The sequence below is a fragment of the Thauera sp. 27 genome (genome assembly GCF_000310125.2).
GTDB lineage: Bacteria > Pseudomonadota > Gammaproteobacteria > Burkholderiales > Rhodocyclaceae > Thauera > Thauera mechernichensis.
Map to the genome: position 1 here is coordinate 23663 of NZ_AMXB01000004.1, position 16031 is coordinate 39693.

The 16031-nt window shown below is 65.2% G+C and carries 13 protein-coding genes; 3 read left to right on the plus strand and 10 right to left on the minus strand.

What is annotated here, in order from left to right:
• Positions 1-54: 54 nt before the first annotated feature.
• The 3 genes from B447_RS02755 to B447_RS02765 are packed head-to-tail and all read right to left on the minus strand — an operon-like array spanning position 55 to position 3336.
• Positions 55-903 (minus strand): hypothetical protein, encoded by an 849-nt coding sequence (locus B447_RS02755; RefSeq protein WP_232431460.1) that lies wholly within the window; start codon positions 901-903, stop codon positions 55-57.
• Positions 904-917: 14 nt separating this feature from the next.
• Complete coding sequence (locus B447_RS02760; RefSeq protein WP_002936239.1) at positions 918-2066, minus strand: glycosyltransferase family 4 protein; 1149 nt, start codon at positions 2064-2066, stop codon at positions 918-920.
• A gap of 37 nt (positions 2067-2103) precedes the next feature.
• On the minus strand, positions 2104-3336 hold the full coding sequence (locus B447_RS02765) for a hypothetical protein (protein WP_002936243.1): 1233 nt from the start codon (positions 3334-3336) through the stop codon (positions 2104-2106).
• Between the two features lie 201 nt (positions 3337-3537).
• Here B447_RS02765 and B447_RS02770 point away from each other — a divergent pair, with 201 nt between their 5' ends.
• Genes B447_RS02770 through B447_RS02780 form a run of 3 tightly spaced genes read left to right on the plus strand, consistent with a single transcriptional unit; the run spans position 3538 to position 7431 of the window.
• Positions 3538-5382: an asparagine synthetase B family protein gene (locus tag B447_RS02770; protein ID WP_232431461.1), complete on the plus strand. Its 1845-nt coding sequence runs from the start codon at positions 3538-3540 to the stop codon at positions 5380-5382.
• A gap of 34 nt (positions 5383-5416) precedes the next feature.
• Positions 5417-6481, plus strand: a complete 1065-nt coding sequence (locus B447_RS02775) for a polysaccharide deacetylase family protein (RefSeq protein ID WP_002936245.1) — start codon at positions 5417-5419, stop codon at positions 6479-6481.
• 20 nt (positions 6482-6501) lie between these two features.
• Positions 6502-7431: a hypothetical protein gene (locus B447_RS02780; protein WP_037982251.1), complete on the plus strand. Its 930-nt coding sequence runs from the start codon at positions 6502-6504 to the stop codon at positions 7429-7431.
• A 72-nt stretch (positions 7432-7503) separates the two neighbouring features.
• Here B447_RS02780 and B447_RS02785 read toward each other — a convergent pair whose 3' ends face one another.
• The 7 genes from B447_RS02785 to B447_RS02810 are packed head-to-tail and all read right to left on the minus strand — an operon-like array spanning position 7504 to position 16028.
• Positions 7504-8787, minus strand: coding sequence for a putative O-glycosylation ligase, exosortase A system-associated (locus tag B447_RS02785; RefSeq protein ID WP_002936248.1), 1284 nt, complete (start codon positions 8785-8787; stop codon positions 7504-7506).
• Positions 8784-10160 (minus strand): AMP-binding protein, encoded by a 1377-nt coding sequence (locus B447_RS02790; protein WP_037982262.1) that lies wholly within the window; start codon positions 10158-10160, stop codon positions 8784-8786. Before B447_RS02790 ends, B447_RS02785 begins: the two co-directional genes overlap by 4 nt.
• A gap of 20 nt (positions 10161-10180) precedes the next feature.
• Positions 10181-11752, minus strand: a complete 1572-nt coding sequence (xrtA, locus tag B447_RS02795) for an exosortase A (protein WP_232431463.1) — start codon at positions 11750-11752, stop codon at positions 10181-10183.
• A 17-nt stretch (positions 11753-11769) separates the two neighbouring features.
• Positions 11770-12576 carry a glycosyltransferase family 4 protein gene (locus B447_RS02800; protein WP_232431465.1) on the minus strand — a complete coding sequence of 269 codons (807 nt, stop codon included), beginning with the start codon at positions 12574-12576 and terminating at the stop codon, positions 11770-11772.
• A complete protein-coding gene (locus B447_RS22785) occupies positions 12537-12920 on the minus strand; it encodes a hypothetical protein (RefSeq protein WP_232431489.1) in 384 nt (127 codons plus the stop codon). Before B447_RS22785 ends, B447_RS02800 begins: the two co-directional genes overlap by 40 nt.
• On the minus strand, positions 12883-14094 hold the full coding sequence (locus B447_RS02805) for a TIGR04063 family PEP-CTERM/XrtA system glycosyltransferase (protein ID WP_002936254.1): 1212 nt from the start codon (positions 14092-14094) through the stop codon (positions 12883-12885). Before B447_RS02805 ends, B447_RS22785 begins: the two co-directional genes overlap by 38 nt.
• Positions 14095-14099: 5 nt before the next feature.
• Positions 14100-16028 (minus strand): XrtA/PEP-CTERM system amidotransferase, encoded by a 1929-nt coding sequence (locus B447_RS02810; protein WP_002936257.1) that lies wholly within the window; start codon positions 16026-16028, stop codon positions 14100-14102.
• Between the last annotated feature and the right edge of the window lie 3 nt (positions 16029-16031).

Sequence of the window (16031 nt, forward strand, 5' to 3'; positions counted from 1 at the left end):
TCACTCGATCCATCATGGAATTGACTGGCCGGTCAAACTGCCATGCCCGCCGCGCTAGTTGCGAAACCCTTCGCGCCAACGCTCCTCGACCTCATCGGGCGGACAAAATCGGCAGTTCCGCGATTGCCCCGACGAGGCTGGGGACGCCTCGCTCGGCGCATTCTCCTCGGCCACCTCGCTGTCACCCGCCTCCTTGCGCTCCGTTGCGGCGGACTCGGCCTGACTGGTGTCAGCGCGAGTCGCTTCGGGCGGTGCATCCCGACCCGCCCCCCGACCCGTGGTCGCCGCTCTGGCAGGCGTGGGCAAAGGCTCCTTGCCGCCGAGTTCGAAATACAGCTTCTTGAGCTCGGCTGAGTTTGGGAGGTGCCTGAGCCCCTCTTCTGCAACAGTAAGCGCAGTAGCTTGTTGTCCCTTGCTGCGAAGTTCGGATATCAACGCCAGGTAGGCCGGCTGATAGTGAGGATTGAGCCGGATCGCGTCGGAAAAAAGCGCCGTCGCCTGCGCAGCCTGCCCCAGTAGCAGGTGAACCCGGCCGAGTTCGAGATTGAGTTGCGGGCGCATCCAGAAATCGGGTTTCGCAGCCTTGAGCACATAGGAGAACTCCTTCACGGCCAGCGAACGCTGATAGTCCTGATCCCGCTTCGTCGACGCTTGGGCCGCACGGAGAAGAAAGACCCTCCCATAGCAGTAATGGTGCATGTGCACCCAGTTGTCGGCGCCGAACTGAGCAAGGTAGCGCTGCCCCTCCGCGCTGCGATCATCGTTGCGGAGCTTGACTGCACATACTTGCGGCAACTGTGCTTGCTCCGCCGGCGTTCCGCCGGGGTTCCACTGCGCCATCGCTGGCGAAAGCAGGACGGGCACGAGCCCCACACCAAGAAAACCAATCAAGTTCCTGATCATGACCCTCATCACCCTCAGCTGCGCAAGTTCAAGGCGCTGGTCCGCTGAGCCACCGCAGTCCAGCTCAGCATAGCGTGCGCGCGCTCCATCGCGGCCGCGCTCATCGTGTCGCGGAATCCGCTGTCCCCCAGCAAGCGGCAGATCGCCTGCCGCAACTCGTCAAGGTTGCTCGTCTCAACCCTCAGCCCCGTCACGCCGTCGAGCACGGCTGAACCCGTTCCACCCGCGCGGCCGGCAATCGCGGCCTTTCCGCACGCCGCCGCTTCAATATAAACAATTCCGAAGCCTTCGGTATCGCCTTCGATATCCCGATTGGCGAGGACGAAAAGGTCGCAGGCGTTGTACCAGCGCGGCAGATCGTCCATGGGCACATGACCGAGCAGGTGCACGCGCCCGCCCACACCGCACTCGTCAACCAGGCCGGCAAGATAGTCGCGATCCTCGCCGATGCCGATGACGGCGTAGTGCACGTCCACCCCGGCCTCGAGTACAGCGGGAAGGCAGCGGATCACAGTATCGAAGCCCTTGCGCCGGCTCAAGCGGCCCACCGACAGGATGAGTCTCACCCCATCGGCCAGCCCCAGGCTGTCGCGCAGATCCTGAAACGGCAGCCCGGGCCGGAAGCGTTCGGTATCGACACCGGGATGAATCATCTCGATGCGTTCGGGCGCGACCCCCATCTCCACCAGGGTGTCGTGGGTGAAGTCGCTGTTGGCGATCACCTTGTCCGCATGGCGCAGCGCAAAGCGCATGGCCCTGTACTTGTTGCCCCGCCCCCAGCCGGTAAGCTCCTCGCCATGTGCGTAGATCGCCACCGGCCGGCGGGTTAGGCGTGCGACCAGCCACGCCACCAGGCCCTCGGGCAATGCTCGGCCAGCATGGATGGCGTCGAAACGGTGGGTCAATGCCAGCCACAGCGAGGTAAAGAAGAAGCGCAGGTACATCAGCAGCGACTCCGGCTTCAGCCAGGGTACGCGCTTGAGCGACAGCCGGTGAATGGAGTTCGGGTGATCGCGGTCGTACTCCTCCGCGCCCGGCACATCCGCGGTGACGATGTGGATGTCCTTGCCGCCGAGGCGGCGATAGACCTCGTCGAACCAGACGGCCGTGCCTCCCTTGGTCGGCAGAAAGAGTTCGGTCAGGACCAGATAGCGTTTTTGCATGATGGTTTCCAGTGCGGCGGGGCGGATGCTAACACCCTCAGTGCCGACCCGCTGCGGACGGGGTCACGGTGGCCAGCAGTCGCACGGCCATCGGCAACACGAAGTAGAGCCCGCACAGCTTGAGCGGACGCGACAGGCCTGCCTCGGCAAGCAAACGGCGCAGGAATGTCACGCTGCGTGCACGCATGCTGCGCTGCCACAGCGCATGCTGCCGATCGGCATAGGCATCGGCCAGCCGCTCCGTGCTGATGAAGCACACGTCGGGGTGACGCTCGACGACGCCAGCAAGTGCTCGCTCCAGTTCGGCCAGCGCGGTGTCGCCATGGTCAGCGTCGATGAAGCTCTCCCGATGCGTCTCGAGCAGGGTGGGTCGTCCCAGGGCGGTGCGCCGCGCCACAGCTTCCCACACCTGCTCCGCGCGGTGGCCGCGGATCGGCTCGAAGTAGGCATCTCGCACAAGGTAGCGCACACCGCTCTGCCCCGACTCTCCGTTGACGATACGTCGCGCGGATGCCGCGAGCGCGCCATCCGCGCCACGCGCCTGGTACTGACGCCCGCATGTGACGACACAACGTACCCCACTCTGCGCCCAGGCACGCTCGACCGCGTCGTCCCACACAAAGGTATTCGGTACGGCAACCGGGGGACAAATGCCGAAGAGGGTCAGAAAGACCTCCGCTTCGTCCATGACCGCACGCCGGACCTCCGCTTCCGGCAAGGGGCGGCTCGGAAGCGTTCCGGCGTCCACCCAGCGACTCTGCAGCGCGGACGGCAAGGCCTCGCTGCGTGCCTCGGGGTCCGCCAACCATGCGCGCAGCACGCCGTCCTGACGGGCTCGCACAAGCAGCGACTCAGGCCAGCAGTGCTCAAGACCATGGCGCTGAAGTGCGAAGACCCCCATTTCACAGCCCTGCCGCATGGCCCCCACGATCGGCGCATAGCGTGCCTCGCCCAGGCCGCTGCGGTGATAGTGTCCGCAGTTGTCGGCGAGAATGGCCGCGCCATCGGGCTTTCCCAGCACGACACCGAGCGTCATCACCGCAGGCCGATGCTCGCGGTCGCGCACTCGCGCAAGTATTGCTGCGATGCGCTGCAAAGCTTGCGCATCCGCCTCTGGCCCCGGCCCCCAGTCGTCGCTCTCGACGATCAGCACCGGCCTTAGCAATGTGGGCTCGCGCCACAGCCGCAGCAGCAGGTCGCGGTTCGCGAAAAAAAACAACACCCATGCTGCAAGCAGAGAGAAACCGGCAATCAGGAGAAAGGCGTACATTTGTCCCACGAGTCAGGAGCAGAGGAAATCAATACTGAGTGCCACAGCGCATACGACACCCGCGCCGGGCATGCCCGCTCTCCACCAGCCATTGATGCGCATCGCCATGAACTTGATCCCGAGTGATTCGTGCCGCACTTGCCCGCTTGCAACCTCGGCTACCATAGTGGCCATTCCGATGGGTTTGGGCATTTTAGAGCGATGACATCAAGACGAGTACTTTGCGGCTGGGTTAACTTCGACGAACGTGTTGCATCGCACGATGCCTTGCACGCGATGCTGGCAGCCGAAGGGCTGTCGTCCGCCGACATGCAGGTGCAGGCCAGCGATGCCGGCATGCTCGCCACCAGCCACCCGGCCTGCTCTACGGCAACCGATCTTGGCGCAGGTTGTCTGGCTGCAGTGCTCGGGCGGCCGCGCTGGGCCGATGCGTCACTCGCCGCACGCGCCCGCGCGGAAGGCGTGGCCGCGGCCGCGCTGGCGGCTTACCGTGATGGCGGCGAAGCCTCTCTGGGCAGACTGCAGGGCAATTTCGCCATTGTGCTGATCGACATGCGTCAACGGCGGGCCCTGCTCGCGATCGACCGCACCGGCACCGAGCGCCTGTGCTTCGCCCAGGTGGGCGCGACGCTCGTCTTCTCCACCAGCGCGCGCGCGGTGGCGAAGCACCCCCTGGTTTCGGCCCCGATCGACCGGCAGGCGCTGTTCGAGTACCTCTACTGCCACATGGTGCCCAGCCCCGACACCGCCTTTACCGGCATCACCAAGCTGTTGCCTGCACAATGCGCCAGCTTCGACGGCAGGAACGCAGTGCGAAATTTTCACTGGCAGCTTGCCTACGACGCCAGCGCCGCAGGCGACGAAGCCGCACTGCGCAAGCGCTTCCTTGACCTCACCGAACAAGCCGTAGCCCGCCAGGCCGACGATGGCCGCCCAACCGGCGCTTTCCTCTCCGGCGGCACCGACAGCTCCACCGTCAGCGGCATGCTGGGCAAGGTCAGCGGCAAACCGGCCGAGACCTTCTCGATCGGCTTCGACGCCCAGGGCTTCGACGAGTTGGAATTCGCCCGCATCACCTCCCGCCATTTCGGCACCAATGCGCACGAGTACTACGTGACCGCCGACGATGTCGTCGAGGCGATGCCGCTCATTGCCGCGGCCTACGATGAACCATTCGGCAACGCATCCGCGGCACCGACCTATTTCTGCGCGCGCATGGCGCGCGAGCACGGCATCGAAGTGGTGCTGGCCGGCGACGGCGGCGACGAGTTCTTCGGCGGCAACGAACGCTATGCCAAACAGGGCGTCTTCGAGCATTACCACCGCGTCCCCCCCGTGCTGCGCAATCTGCTGGAGCCGGTGGTGATGCACTTTCCACTGGGCGCGTCGATCATGCCAGTGCGCAAGGCGCGCAGCTACATCGAGCAGGCACGGGTGCCCTTGCCAGACCGCATGGAGACCTACAACTTCCTGCACCGCAGCCCGCTGCAAGACATCTTCGAGCCTGAATTCCTCTCCGCGATCGACACCAACCGCCCGCTGGAGCTCGCGCGCGAGGCCTACTTCCGTTGCGCTTCACCCGAGCCGATCGAGCGCATGATGCACCTCGACCACAAGATCACGCTGGCCGACAACGATCTGCGCAAAGTCACGCGCATGTGCGAGGCCGCCGGCGTGGAGGTGCGCTTCCCCTTCCTCGACGACGACCTCGTCGCCTTCTCCGGGCAGCTCAAGCCAGAACAGAAAGTGCGCAAGGGCCGGCTGCGCGTGCTGTTCAAGGACGCCCTGCGCGGCTTCCTGCCCGACGAGACCATCTCCAAGAGCAAGCACGGCTTCGGCCTGCCTTTCGGACTGTGGCTGAACGCGCACGCACCGCTCAAGGCGCTGGCCGAAGACGCCCTGGCCAGCCTGGGCCAGCGCGGTATCGTGAAACCGGCGTACCTGGCCTACCTGCGTCGCGAACACGCCAGCGGCCATGCAAGCTATTATGGGGTCATGATCTGGGTACTGGTGGAACTGGAGCTCTGGCTCCAAGCCAACGCGTGACGAGAGCCGGCACGCATTTTCGTTCCCGGGGGGCATGGTGTTGAAGCCCCTCTTCCTGCGCTTGGCGAAGGGCCTGGGGCTGTTCGCGCTGTCCAGGATGCTGACGCGGGGGCAGCTGCGCATCCTGTGCTATCACGGCATATGGCTGGGCGGGGAGCCGCACTACGGCGACTGCCTGTTCATGAGCGCGGACCGTTTCCGCAAGCGCATGGCCCTCCTCGCGCGATGCGGGTACCGGGTGATCCCGCTGCGCCAGGCCTGCGACGACTTGGCCAACCGGCGCGTCCGTACCCGCGATGTCGTAATCACCATTGACGATGGCTGGGTCGGCACCTATCTCCACATGCTGCCCGTTCTCGAGCAACACGGTTACCCTGCAAGCCTGTACCTGACGACAAAAGATGTCATGGACCAGGAGCCGGTCATCTACGTGCTGGCTACCTTTCTTGCCAGCCGTGCCATCCACCCGCCCGACCTGCGGCGCCTGTTCCCCGACCAGACACTGCCACACCCCTCCACGCAGCAACTATCACGCGCAATCGCCGCCCGGATCCGGTCCCAGCCCACAGCAGAAGCCAGGCGGGCCGAAACCCTCAGGATCGCCGATCTGCTCGGCATCGACCTCGATAACCTGGAAGCCCGCAGGGTCTTCATGCTCATGAAGCCAGGGGAGGTACGCGATGCTCACGAAAGGGGCCTGGACATTCAGCTCCACACCCATTCGCATCGGATGCATGGCTTCAACCCCGACCGGCTGCGCCAAGAGCTCGAACGCAACCGTGATGTACTCGGCCAGATACTTGGCAAAGCCCCAGCGCAGCTGAACCACTTCTGCTACCCGAGCGGCCTCTACCGGCCCGAGCTGTTTCCGGTCCTTGCAAGCAGCGGCATCCAGTCCGCCACCACGACCGAATTCGGACTCAACCCCCCTGGCACTTCACCATACGCGCTCAAGCGCATCCTCGACAACGAATCCCTCTCCGACATCGAGTTTGAGGCCCGTCTGAGCGGATTCTGGAGCCTTCTGTCGGCACTGCGCTCGCGCCTGGGGCAGATCGTGCGCACAGTCGGGGCCCTGAAGCGCGATACGCTCGCCTGACCCAGCCGAGCAGAGCCCCCATGACACGCTTCGATACGCTCTCCGCCAGCACCAGAGATGCCTGGACAGGGACCTGTGACCGGTTGTGCTTGCCACCCGAGAATGCACGGCGACTCGTATCGGAACTCATGCTCACGCTCGAAGGCACAAGCGGCAAGCATCCGCCGCGGCCACGCGGCTATACCGATCTGCCCGCGGCCTTTCATGCACACGTGAGCGCATTCGCGCATAGCGAACCCGCGGGCCAGGCCCCGGGACTGCTGGATCTACTTCTCCTGGAGCTCATCCGGCAGTTCGAGAGGCGATTCACGCAGGCGGCGCTCCCGGAGAGCCTGCTGCCGTATTACCTCGAAAACCTCGATCGCATGCTGCAGCGCACGACACAGTCCCCCCAGTGGGCCCGCTCGTCACGCGACGACATCTTTCTGAAGGATCTCGGCATTCTGCGCATGTGGCTCATCCCTTGCGCGTCCCATCTGGTCTACCGTCACTCGGGGGTGCCGCGCTCGCTTGTTCTGCGGCAGGCGCCGGGCAATCTCATGCGCGCCCTGGTCTACTTCGGGCTGCGCAGCCACGGCTTCGCACCTTTCCTCGAAAACCATGTTCACCCGGCGATGCTGTCGCACTTCAACCCGGAAGGACGGCAACGCTGCTACGCCCTCGTCGCCGAACTGTTGCAGCGCTGGCCCGAAAGCCGGGGGCTGATGGGCATCAGTTGGTACTACGATCCGGCAGTCCGCACCATCAGCCCGCACCTTGCCTACCTGCGTGATGAACCAGAGCGAGGTGGCGCACTTTTCCTTCCCGCAGGCAGCGGCCCCGATGCCATAGCGGGCGCAACAGCCACCTCGGACACCCGACGGCGCCTTCATGAACAGGGTCGATACACACCGACCCGCTACCTGATGGCCTGGTCCCGCACAGCCCTGATGAACGCTCATGGGGTCTAGCCCCCGCGCTGGCGCCTGGATGCAGAACCGAACGCGGGCGGCGGCCGCCCGGCGCTGCTCCTTGCTCTTCTGCTAGGACAGAGCCATTCGGCCCGTGTCTCGCTCCAGTGGTGCTCTATCCCGCTGCAGAGCAGGCTGTTGCCCCCGCATCGCATCCAGTTCCTTCTGAACCAGGATCTTCGAGATCACGATGATGGCGATCAGATGGTAGAAGAGGTCGAAGTACTGCAGGCCGAGGAAGGACCCCGCAGACATGTAGCCGATCAGGCTCACCTGGACCATCGCCGCAAGGTCGCGCGCCCAGGTCAATGATGCATGCGGCTTCGACCAGCGGATGACCTGCGAAGCCGACAGCCAGGTGAAGATGTGCAGCAGCACGAACATGCCCAGGCCCACCCAGCCAAGTTCGCCCAGCACACCGAACCAGTTACTGTGCGAATCCGTACCCCCGTAGCCGGTGATCGCGCGGAAACCACCGCCGAAGAAGAACATGTTCGCCAGCGTGATGGCATTTCCCCAGGCGTAGATCCGCCCCATCGCGGAGGCATCCTCACCGTAGGTCTGGATCGTATGCATGCGCTCGAACCACTCCGGCGGCATCACGTAAAGCACCACCAGGAAGACCGGGATCAGCGCCAGGATGACACCAAAACGGTTGCGTGCCTTCATCAGGAAAAAGAACCCGACGGCGGCAAGGCCGACCAAGGCCCCACGCGAATTGGTCCCGATAATCGCAACCAGGGTCAGCGCACCACCGGCAAGCAGCGCGCGCCTTGCCCAGACATTCGTGGTCTGAAGCCTGACATACCAGAGCAGCGGCACGGTCATGAGCAGTGCCAGTCCGACCGAGTTGCGGTCTGCGATGAAGGAGCCCGTCGGTCCCATCACGTTGTTTCCACTCCCGCCGGTCAGGATGAACACCCCGCCCTTGAAACCATAGAAGCCGATCGACAGCGCAATCACCACCACCAGCCAATACAGGCGCTGCCTGTCGGTGATCAGCATCATGGTGATGTAGGTCATGAGGATGATCCGCCACACCTTGTCCCATTGCGGCCAGGCCATGCCTGGATACTGGGCCATCAGGGTGGATACGAACATCCAGCCGGTGAAGATCAGCAGCAATACGGTCTCGCGCGTCCACGGGATGCGCTTTTCCTCCTTGCAGAACAGGATTGCCGCAAACGTGGTCAGTGCCACGATAAGCGCCACCGGCATCGAGGTGACGAAGCCCCAGGCCATGCGATGCGGATTCATGTAGCCCAGCCAGGACCACATCAGGATGCCGAGCCACGGCCTCTTGAGGATGAAGGGCAGCGAACCGAAGACGACGAGTGCGACGAACAGATCCCTCATGCCGCCCCCGCCGCGTCGACCTTGCTCACGATATAGCGATACTTCCCGGACTTCTCCGGCGGGATCTCATCGACCTGCTCCACCTCGACGCTCACCCCCGCTCCCAGGCGCGCACACAGGCCGCGCTGGATACGCTCCACGGTCGCGCCATCGAAGCCTGCGCCGGGTACGACCTGCACCCGCGTCAACTCCAGGCTCTCCTGCACCACACGGAAGCCCCCCACCTGCGGTAGGTCGCGCAGCACGTAGATCAGCGCCAGCCCATGCATCACGGTGCCATCACGGGCGACGACGAAGTCGGTCGTGCGTCCCTGGATCTCCTTGAGCATGGGCAGGCCGCGGCCACATGCGCACGCGCCGGTGTCCAGCGTGGCGACATCGCCGGTGCGATAGCGGATGAAGGGAAACTCCCGCGTCGCCAGGTGCGTGACCACGATCTCACCCGACTCGCCGGCCGGCACCACCTGGCCAGCGCTGTCGACGATCTCGACGACGACGTCCTCGGCGGTCAGGTGCATGCCGCCCGCGGGGCACTGGTGGGCGATGAAGCCGGCATCCCGGGAGCCGTACCCATTGGCGACCGGGCAGCCGAAGGTGCTTTCGATGAACTCGCGCTGATGCTCGTACAGGCGCTCGGAGGTGCAGAACGCCACCTTGATGCCGAGCCCGTCCATGCGGACCCCGCGCCTGTTTGCATGCTGGGCAATGTGCGAGAGTGCCGACGGATAGCCGAACAGCATTCTCGGCCGGCGGACACGAATGCGCTCGATGAAGCCGTCGAGCTTGGCATCGGACATCTCGAATGCCGGCAGCAACTCGGTACGCAGGAGTTTGTCGCGAACGGCGCGGATGCGGTCCTGCGCGCTGAGCTCGATCGGCGAGCCCCAGACGACGATCTCCGGATCGCCGATGTCGACACCCCACCAACGCGTTGCGCGCCACTTGGCCGCGACGTCGTGGCTGACACGCTCGTTACCGATGTAGAAGATCAGCGGCTCACCGCTCGACCCCCCCGTATTGAAGCGCGCCAGCGCACCGGCATCGTCGGCCTTCAAGTCGTCGGTATGCGCACGGATCTCGGCCTTGGTCAGGAACGGCAGCTTGCCCAGGTCCGAGATCGACTGCACCTGCTCGGGGTCGAAGCCGACACGGGCAAAGAGCGCCTTGTAATAGGGCACGTGCTGTCCGGCATGGCGCAGCAAAGTACGCAGGCGCTCGACCTGGAATCGCTCCAGGCGCTCACGCGGCCACCACTGGCTGTCCTCGAGCTGCTTGCGGACGGCGACCGTGTCATGGCGCTTGAGGCGCTCGTGTAACGGGAACACCACATCCGCGATGAAGCGCGTGTAGGGCGAGCGCGCATCCTTGTTCATCAGTCGCTCCCGGCCCGCCATCAGCGTTCAGCCGTCTGCTGCAGCATCGACTGCAGCGCCGGGCCGGCGTCCTCGATGAAGGCCTTCAGGCGGGCCTCGCCGGTCTCGCCATGACCTTCCACATACGCGGTACTGAACATGACCACGGCCGAGTCGTCACCTTCGCCCGTGAGGCGCGACAAGGCAAGGTAGACCTTCGCAACATAGGGACTCACCGTCCACCGACCGTCGATCCAGTTGGTGTACCAGACCATCATGCGCCGCCCGTCGTTGCTGAGCATGGTCAGGCCCCGCAAGGGGACGGCACGATCGCCAATCTGAATCGAGTGCAGGCTCTCGCCCGTGCGCCGCCACACCGGGTGCTTGCTGACCAGCACCCGGTTGTCGAAGTTGATGAGCTCCTCGCCAGGCCCCTGGTTGCGATAGAAGCCGACATAGAGACCGACTGCCCCATCTTCACCGGCCCAGGTCTGGGTGAGCTTGCCGCGCATGCCGGAATAGCTCGGCTCCCACTCCGGCAAGCTGGCAGCGCTCGCCGGCTGCCACGTCGCAGGCAGGGAGAATGCCGCGAACTCCACCGGCCCATGCTGCCCCTGGCGATCGATGAAGGCCAGCACCGGGTTCCACATCGACACCACCACGACGGCCGCGACCAGCCAGCCGGCACGACCGGCACGCGCAGTACCGGCCGTCGTCGGTGTCGAGATCGGTGCCGCCGGCGCCGACTCCTCCGGCTCCTGCCAGCGCGAACCGACCCAGAACAGGATCATGATGATGATGCCGAAGAACACCCAGCCGTAAATGAGGTGGTCCGCCCCGGCGGCCAGCTTGTTGTCGGTGAGATGGCCGAGCATCACGATGCCGTAGGCGCGCAGCCAGTTGGCGAACACCGGCAGAACGATGGAGGCGGCGACAAAGATGAGCCGCCGGCGGGTCGAGGTGTAGTTGAGATAAGCGAACAGGCTGCCGACCACCACCGAGGCCATCAGGTAGCGCACGCCGCTGCAGCCCTCGACCACTTCCCAGCGCCCCGACGGGATGACCAGGTTGTAGCCTTCGGCATAAACCGGCACGCCCGACGCGCGCACGGCCCAGATGATGAAGTTGGCGGTCCAGTCCATCATGCTCGGGAACATGAACTCGCCGAAGGGCACCATGAAGAACAGGAAGCCGATCGGGAAGGCATAGGTGCGTATCACCGCCGTGCCCATCACCGCCCAGACAAAGGCCACCAGCATGCCGACGACGGCGAACTGGGACACGGCATCGACGCTGGCAAGCTCGCCGAGCAGCCATGCAAAGCCCGCGCCGACGCCAAGCACGACGCCAAGCAGCGACGGTTCGATCGGCAGGTTGCGGATGAAGTGGCGCCGCCGCCAGACCAGCCAGGCCGAGATCGGCGCAATCACGAAGCCGTGGGCGAAGGTCTCCGAGCGATCCCAAATGTGGACCATCGCCATGAAGGTGTCGCCGTACCAGAACAACAGCCACAGCAGACCGACGGCAAGTACCGCGAGGTGAAGCCTGCGTGCGGGCGCATCACCTGCAGCGTTGGCTTGGCCAGGATCGTGGCTGGCATTGGTCACACTCATTGCACCTTCCTTCATGTTCATTTGCGCCTTGCTTCCTCGCCCTGCATCGCATCCTGGTAGGCCGCAAGCAGTTCGGCACGCACCGAGGGCCAGCAGTAGCGTTGCACCTCATCGAGCCCGCGCGCCCTCAGCGCCTCGTAAAGGGCCGCATCATCCAGCACCACCCGCACCGCCTCGGCAAGCGCCGCTGCATCATCGACAGCGACAAGCATCGCAGTTCGCCTATGCTCGACCATGAAGGGGATGCCGCCGGCCGCGGTCGTGACCACCGGCAGGCCGCTTGCCAATGCCTCGAGGATCGCGTTGGGCATGTTATCGACTCTGCTCGCATTGAGCATGAGATCTGCATCACGGTAGAGCGCAGCCATCTCGTCGCGATCGAGCCGACCGCTGAACCTGACACGGTCGGCGACGCCAAGTTCGCGCGCAAGCCGTTCCAGCGCCTGCGCCTGAGGGCCTTCCCCGGCGAGTGTCAGGGTCGCCGCGGGATAGTGCGCGGACAGCAGTGCGAACGCATGCAGCGCAGTATCGTTGCCGTAGATGGCTTCGAGATTACGCGCCACCAGCAGGTGCGGGGCCGCAGCCGGCCGACGCGGCCGCGGCGCGGGGTGGAAGCGCGCCAAGTCGATGATGTTGGGAACGATGCGCGCCGGCATGCCATGCTGCGCAAAGACCTTACGCAGAAAGCCGGAGGGCACGGCAAGCAGCGCAGCACGGCGCATGCTCGTGCGCACGGCACCGGCGGCGTGTGCAAGAAAGCTGCCGGCCTCGCCACCGCGGTAGTTCACCACCACTGCCACGCCACGCAGGCTCGCAATCCACACCGCAGGGCCGCGAACAAGTGCCAGGACCAGCCCGAGTTGGCCATCACATGGGCAACGTCTGCCCGCCCTGCCCCGCGCCAGAGCTGGACGAGATAGGGCAGCAGCCGGAACAGGGCGCGGATGCCCTTGAGACGCTCGGCCCATGCCGGACGATACGGCGCGTTGACGCGCACCAGCTCGACGCTCGCCCCCTCGCTGCGCAGCAGTTCGGCGAGCTGCCGCGTCTGGTTGGCCATGCCGCCGGCGGGGGGCGGCAACGGCCCGACGAGCAGGACACGAAGACCGGAAAACGACATCGGCGTGCGCTCAGGCTGCGCGCCGGGTACGACCGGCGAGTGCCTCATACACTGCACGGTAATGGGCGACGCTGTTCGTCCAGTTTCGCACTTCCTCGACAAAGTGGCGCCCTGCCGCGCGCATGGTCGGCCAGCGTCCGCGGTCGGCGAGCATGGCGTCGATGGCGGCGGCGAGTGCCTCGGCACTCCCGGCCTTGAACAGCTTGCCGGTCTCGCCGTCGCGGATCAGTTCCTTGTGACCGCCGACGTCCGAGGCCACGAACAGCCGCCCCTGGGCCATCGCCTCGAGCGGCTTGAGCGGAGTGACGAGTTCGGTCAGGCGCATGGAGTGACGCGGATAGGCAAGCAGGTCGATCTGATCGTAGTAGCGACTGACTTCGCTGTGCGGCACCCGGCCGGTAAACACCACCTTGTCCGCCACTCCCAAACGCTCGGTCTGAGCCTTTAGCTTGGCGTCCTGCGGACCGCCACCAACCAGCAGCAGGCGCAGATCGGGGCGCTTGGCGAGCAGCGCAGGGAAGGCGTCGAGCAGCAGATCCAGGCCTTCGTAGGCGTAGAACGAACCGACGAAGCCGATGGTCGTGCAGCCCTCCAGACCCAGTTCCCGGCGCAGAACCGGGTCGGCGTCGCCCGAGAGCTGAAAGCCTTCTACATCCACCGCATTCGGGATCACCGTGACCCTGGCCGCCGGAATGCCGCGCGCGACGATATCCGCACGCAGGCCTTCGCAGATGGTGAAGGCGTGATCGACCCGCTTGAGCGCCCAGGTCTCCATGGCACGCGTGGCGCGATAACGCAGGCTGCCCTCGGCCGTCGTGCCGTGATCGACCGCAGCGTCTTCCCAGAAGGCGCGAATCTCATACACCACCGGGATTCCAAGCCGCTTGCCCACACGGATGGCGGGGATGGCATTGAGCACCGGCGAGTGCGCGTGCAGCACATCGGGCCTGAGCTCCCGCGCAAGCTGCTCCAGCCGGGCCTCGGTCGCACGCATCAGGCGCAACTCGTTGATCCCTGCCGGGCCGGGCGCAGGCACCGGACTGCGGTAGAAGCGCAGGCCGTCGACATCCTCCACCTCGGCCGCAACCTGGCCCTGCTTGGGCGACGTCAGGTGAAAGGTCTCCCAGCCCAGTGCCCGCTGCTCACGCAGGATGGCTGCAGTGCGGAAGGTATAGCCGCTGTGCAGCGGGATGGAGTGGTCGAGGATGTGAAGGATGCGCATGAGATTCAAGCCGCCGCGGCCACTTCCGCTGGCGCGCGTGTCGGTGCGGTGTTGTTCCTGATGAAGGCTTCGAACATCAACAAGGTCCACAGCGGCGCGCTGTAATCGCGGGCGCCGGACTGATGAGCGTCGACCAGATGCTGCAGGTAGTCACGGTTGAATATACCGGTCGCGGCCAGGGTTTCGCCCAGCACTGCGTCACGCACGCGCTGCTTGAGCGGGCCGCGGAACCAGCGTGCGAGCGGCACGGCGAAGCCCATCTTCGGGCGATAGAGCACATCGTCGGGCAGGAAGGGCTCCATCGCCTTCTTGAACAGGTACTTGCCTTCGTTGCCCTGGATCTTGAGGCCGGACGGCAGCGTGGCGAGCCATTCGACGAGCTTGTGGTCCATCAACGGTTCGCGCACTTCCAGCGAATGGGCCATGCTGGCGCGGTCGACCTTGGTGTTGATGTCGCCGACCAGGTAGGTCTTGAGATCGAGGTACTGGATGAGGGCGAGCGGATCGTCGGTGTTGGCGGCGCCGGCATGGCGGCGGAAGACCTCGAGCGCGTCGTAACCACCGAGCCTGGCGCGGAAATCTGCGCTGAAGAGCTTGTCGCGCATGTCGCCGCGCAGGATGGAGACACTGTGAAAGTAGGCCTCGGTGGCGTCGCGCGCCATGGCCTGGAAGGTGGTCTTGGCGCGGAACACCCGCGGCGCCCAGTCAGCCTTGGGATAGAGGCGACCGAGCAGGCCGAACATGGGCCGGCGCACGCCCATCGGCAGCGCTGCGCGCATCTTCTCTTCCATCAGATGCATGCGATAGCGGCGGTAGCCACCGAAGCTCTCGTCACCGCCATCGCCGGACAAGGCCACTGTGACGCGCTTGCGCGCAAGCTGGCATACCCGATAGGTGGGGATGGCGGAGCTGTCGGCGTAGGGCTCGTCGTAGAGCGCGGCCAAGGTGTCGATGAGGTCGAAGTCGTCGGACTTGACCGTCTCGACGAAGTGGTTGGTGCGGTAGCGGTCGGCGACCTTCTGGGCGAATTCCGATTCGTTGAACTTGGGGTCGTCGAAGGCGATGGAGCAGGTGTTCACTGGCTCGCTGGAGAGCCCGGCCATGGTGGCGACGACCGCGCTGGAGTCCACCCCGCCTGACAGGAAGGCACCCAGCGGCACCTCGGCAATCATGCGCAGGCGCACGGATTCGCGCAGGCGCTCGGTGAGCTCTGCGGAGGCTTCCTCGAGGCTGATGTCGTTGTCGAGCGTGAAGCTCACGTCCCAATACTGCCTGGGCTCGGGGATGGGCTGGCCGCGGCGGATGCAGAGCGATTCGCCCGGGCCGAGCTTTTTGGCGCCGCGGAAGATGGTGCGCGGTTCGGCGACGTAGCCCAGCGCAAAGTACTCCTCCACCGCCAGCGGGTCGATGCGGCGATCCAGATCGGGGTGTTGCATCAGCACCTTGAGCTCGGAGCCGAAGGCGAGCGTGCCGTCGGGCAGCAGCGCGTAGAACATTGGTTTGACGGCGAGGCGGTCGCGCGCCATGAAGAAGGTGTCGCGGTTGCGGTCGTGCAGGGCGAAGGCGAACATGCCGCGAAAGCGCTGTACGCAGTCCTCGCCCCAGGCCTCCCAGGCGTGCACGATGACCTCGGTGTCGCTGCGGGTGTGGAAGACGTGACCCAGCGCCTCGAGTTCGGGCACCAGCTCCTGGAAATTGTAGATCTCGCCGTTGAACACCACCGCCACCGAGCCGTCCTCGTTGAACAGCGGCTGCTGGCCGGTGGCAAGATCGATGATGGACAGCCGGCGGTGCGCAAGCGCCACGCCGGGTTCGAAGTGGTAGCCGCCTTCGTCCGGGCCGCGATGGTGCTGAACGTCATTCATGCGCTGCATGAGCGCGCGCTCGAAGTCGCGCTTGCCGCGGGTATCGAAAAGGCCGGCGATGCCGCACATGGT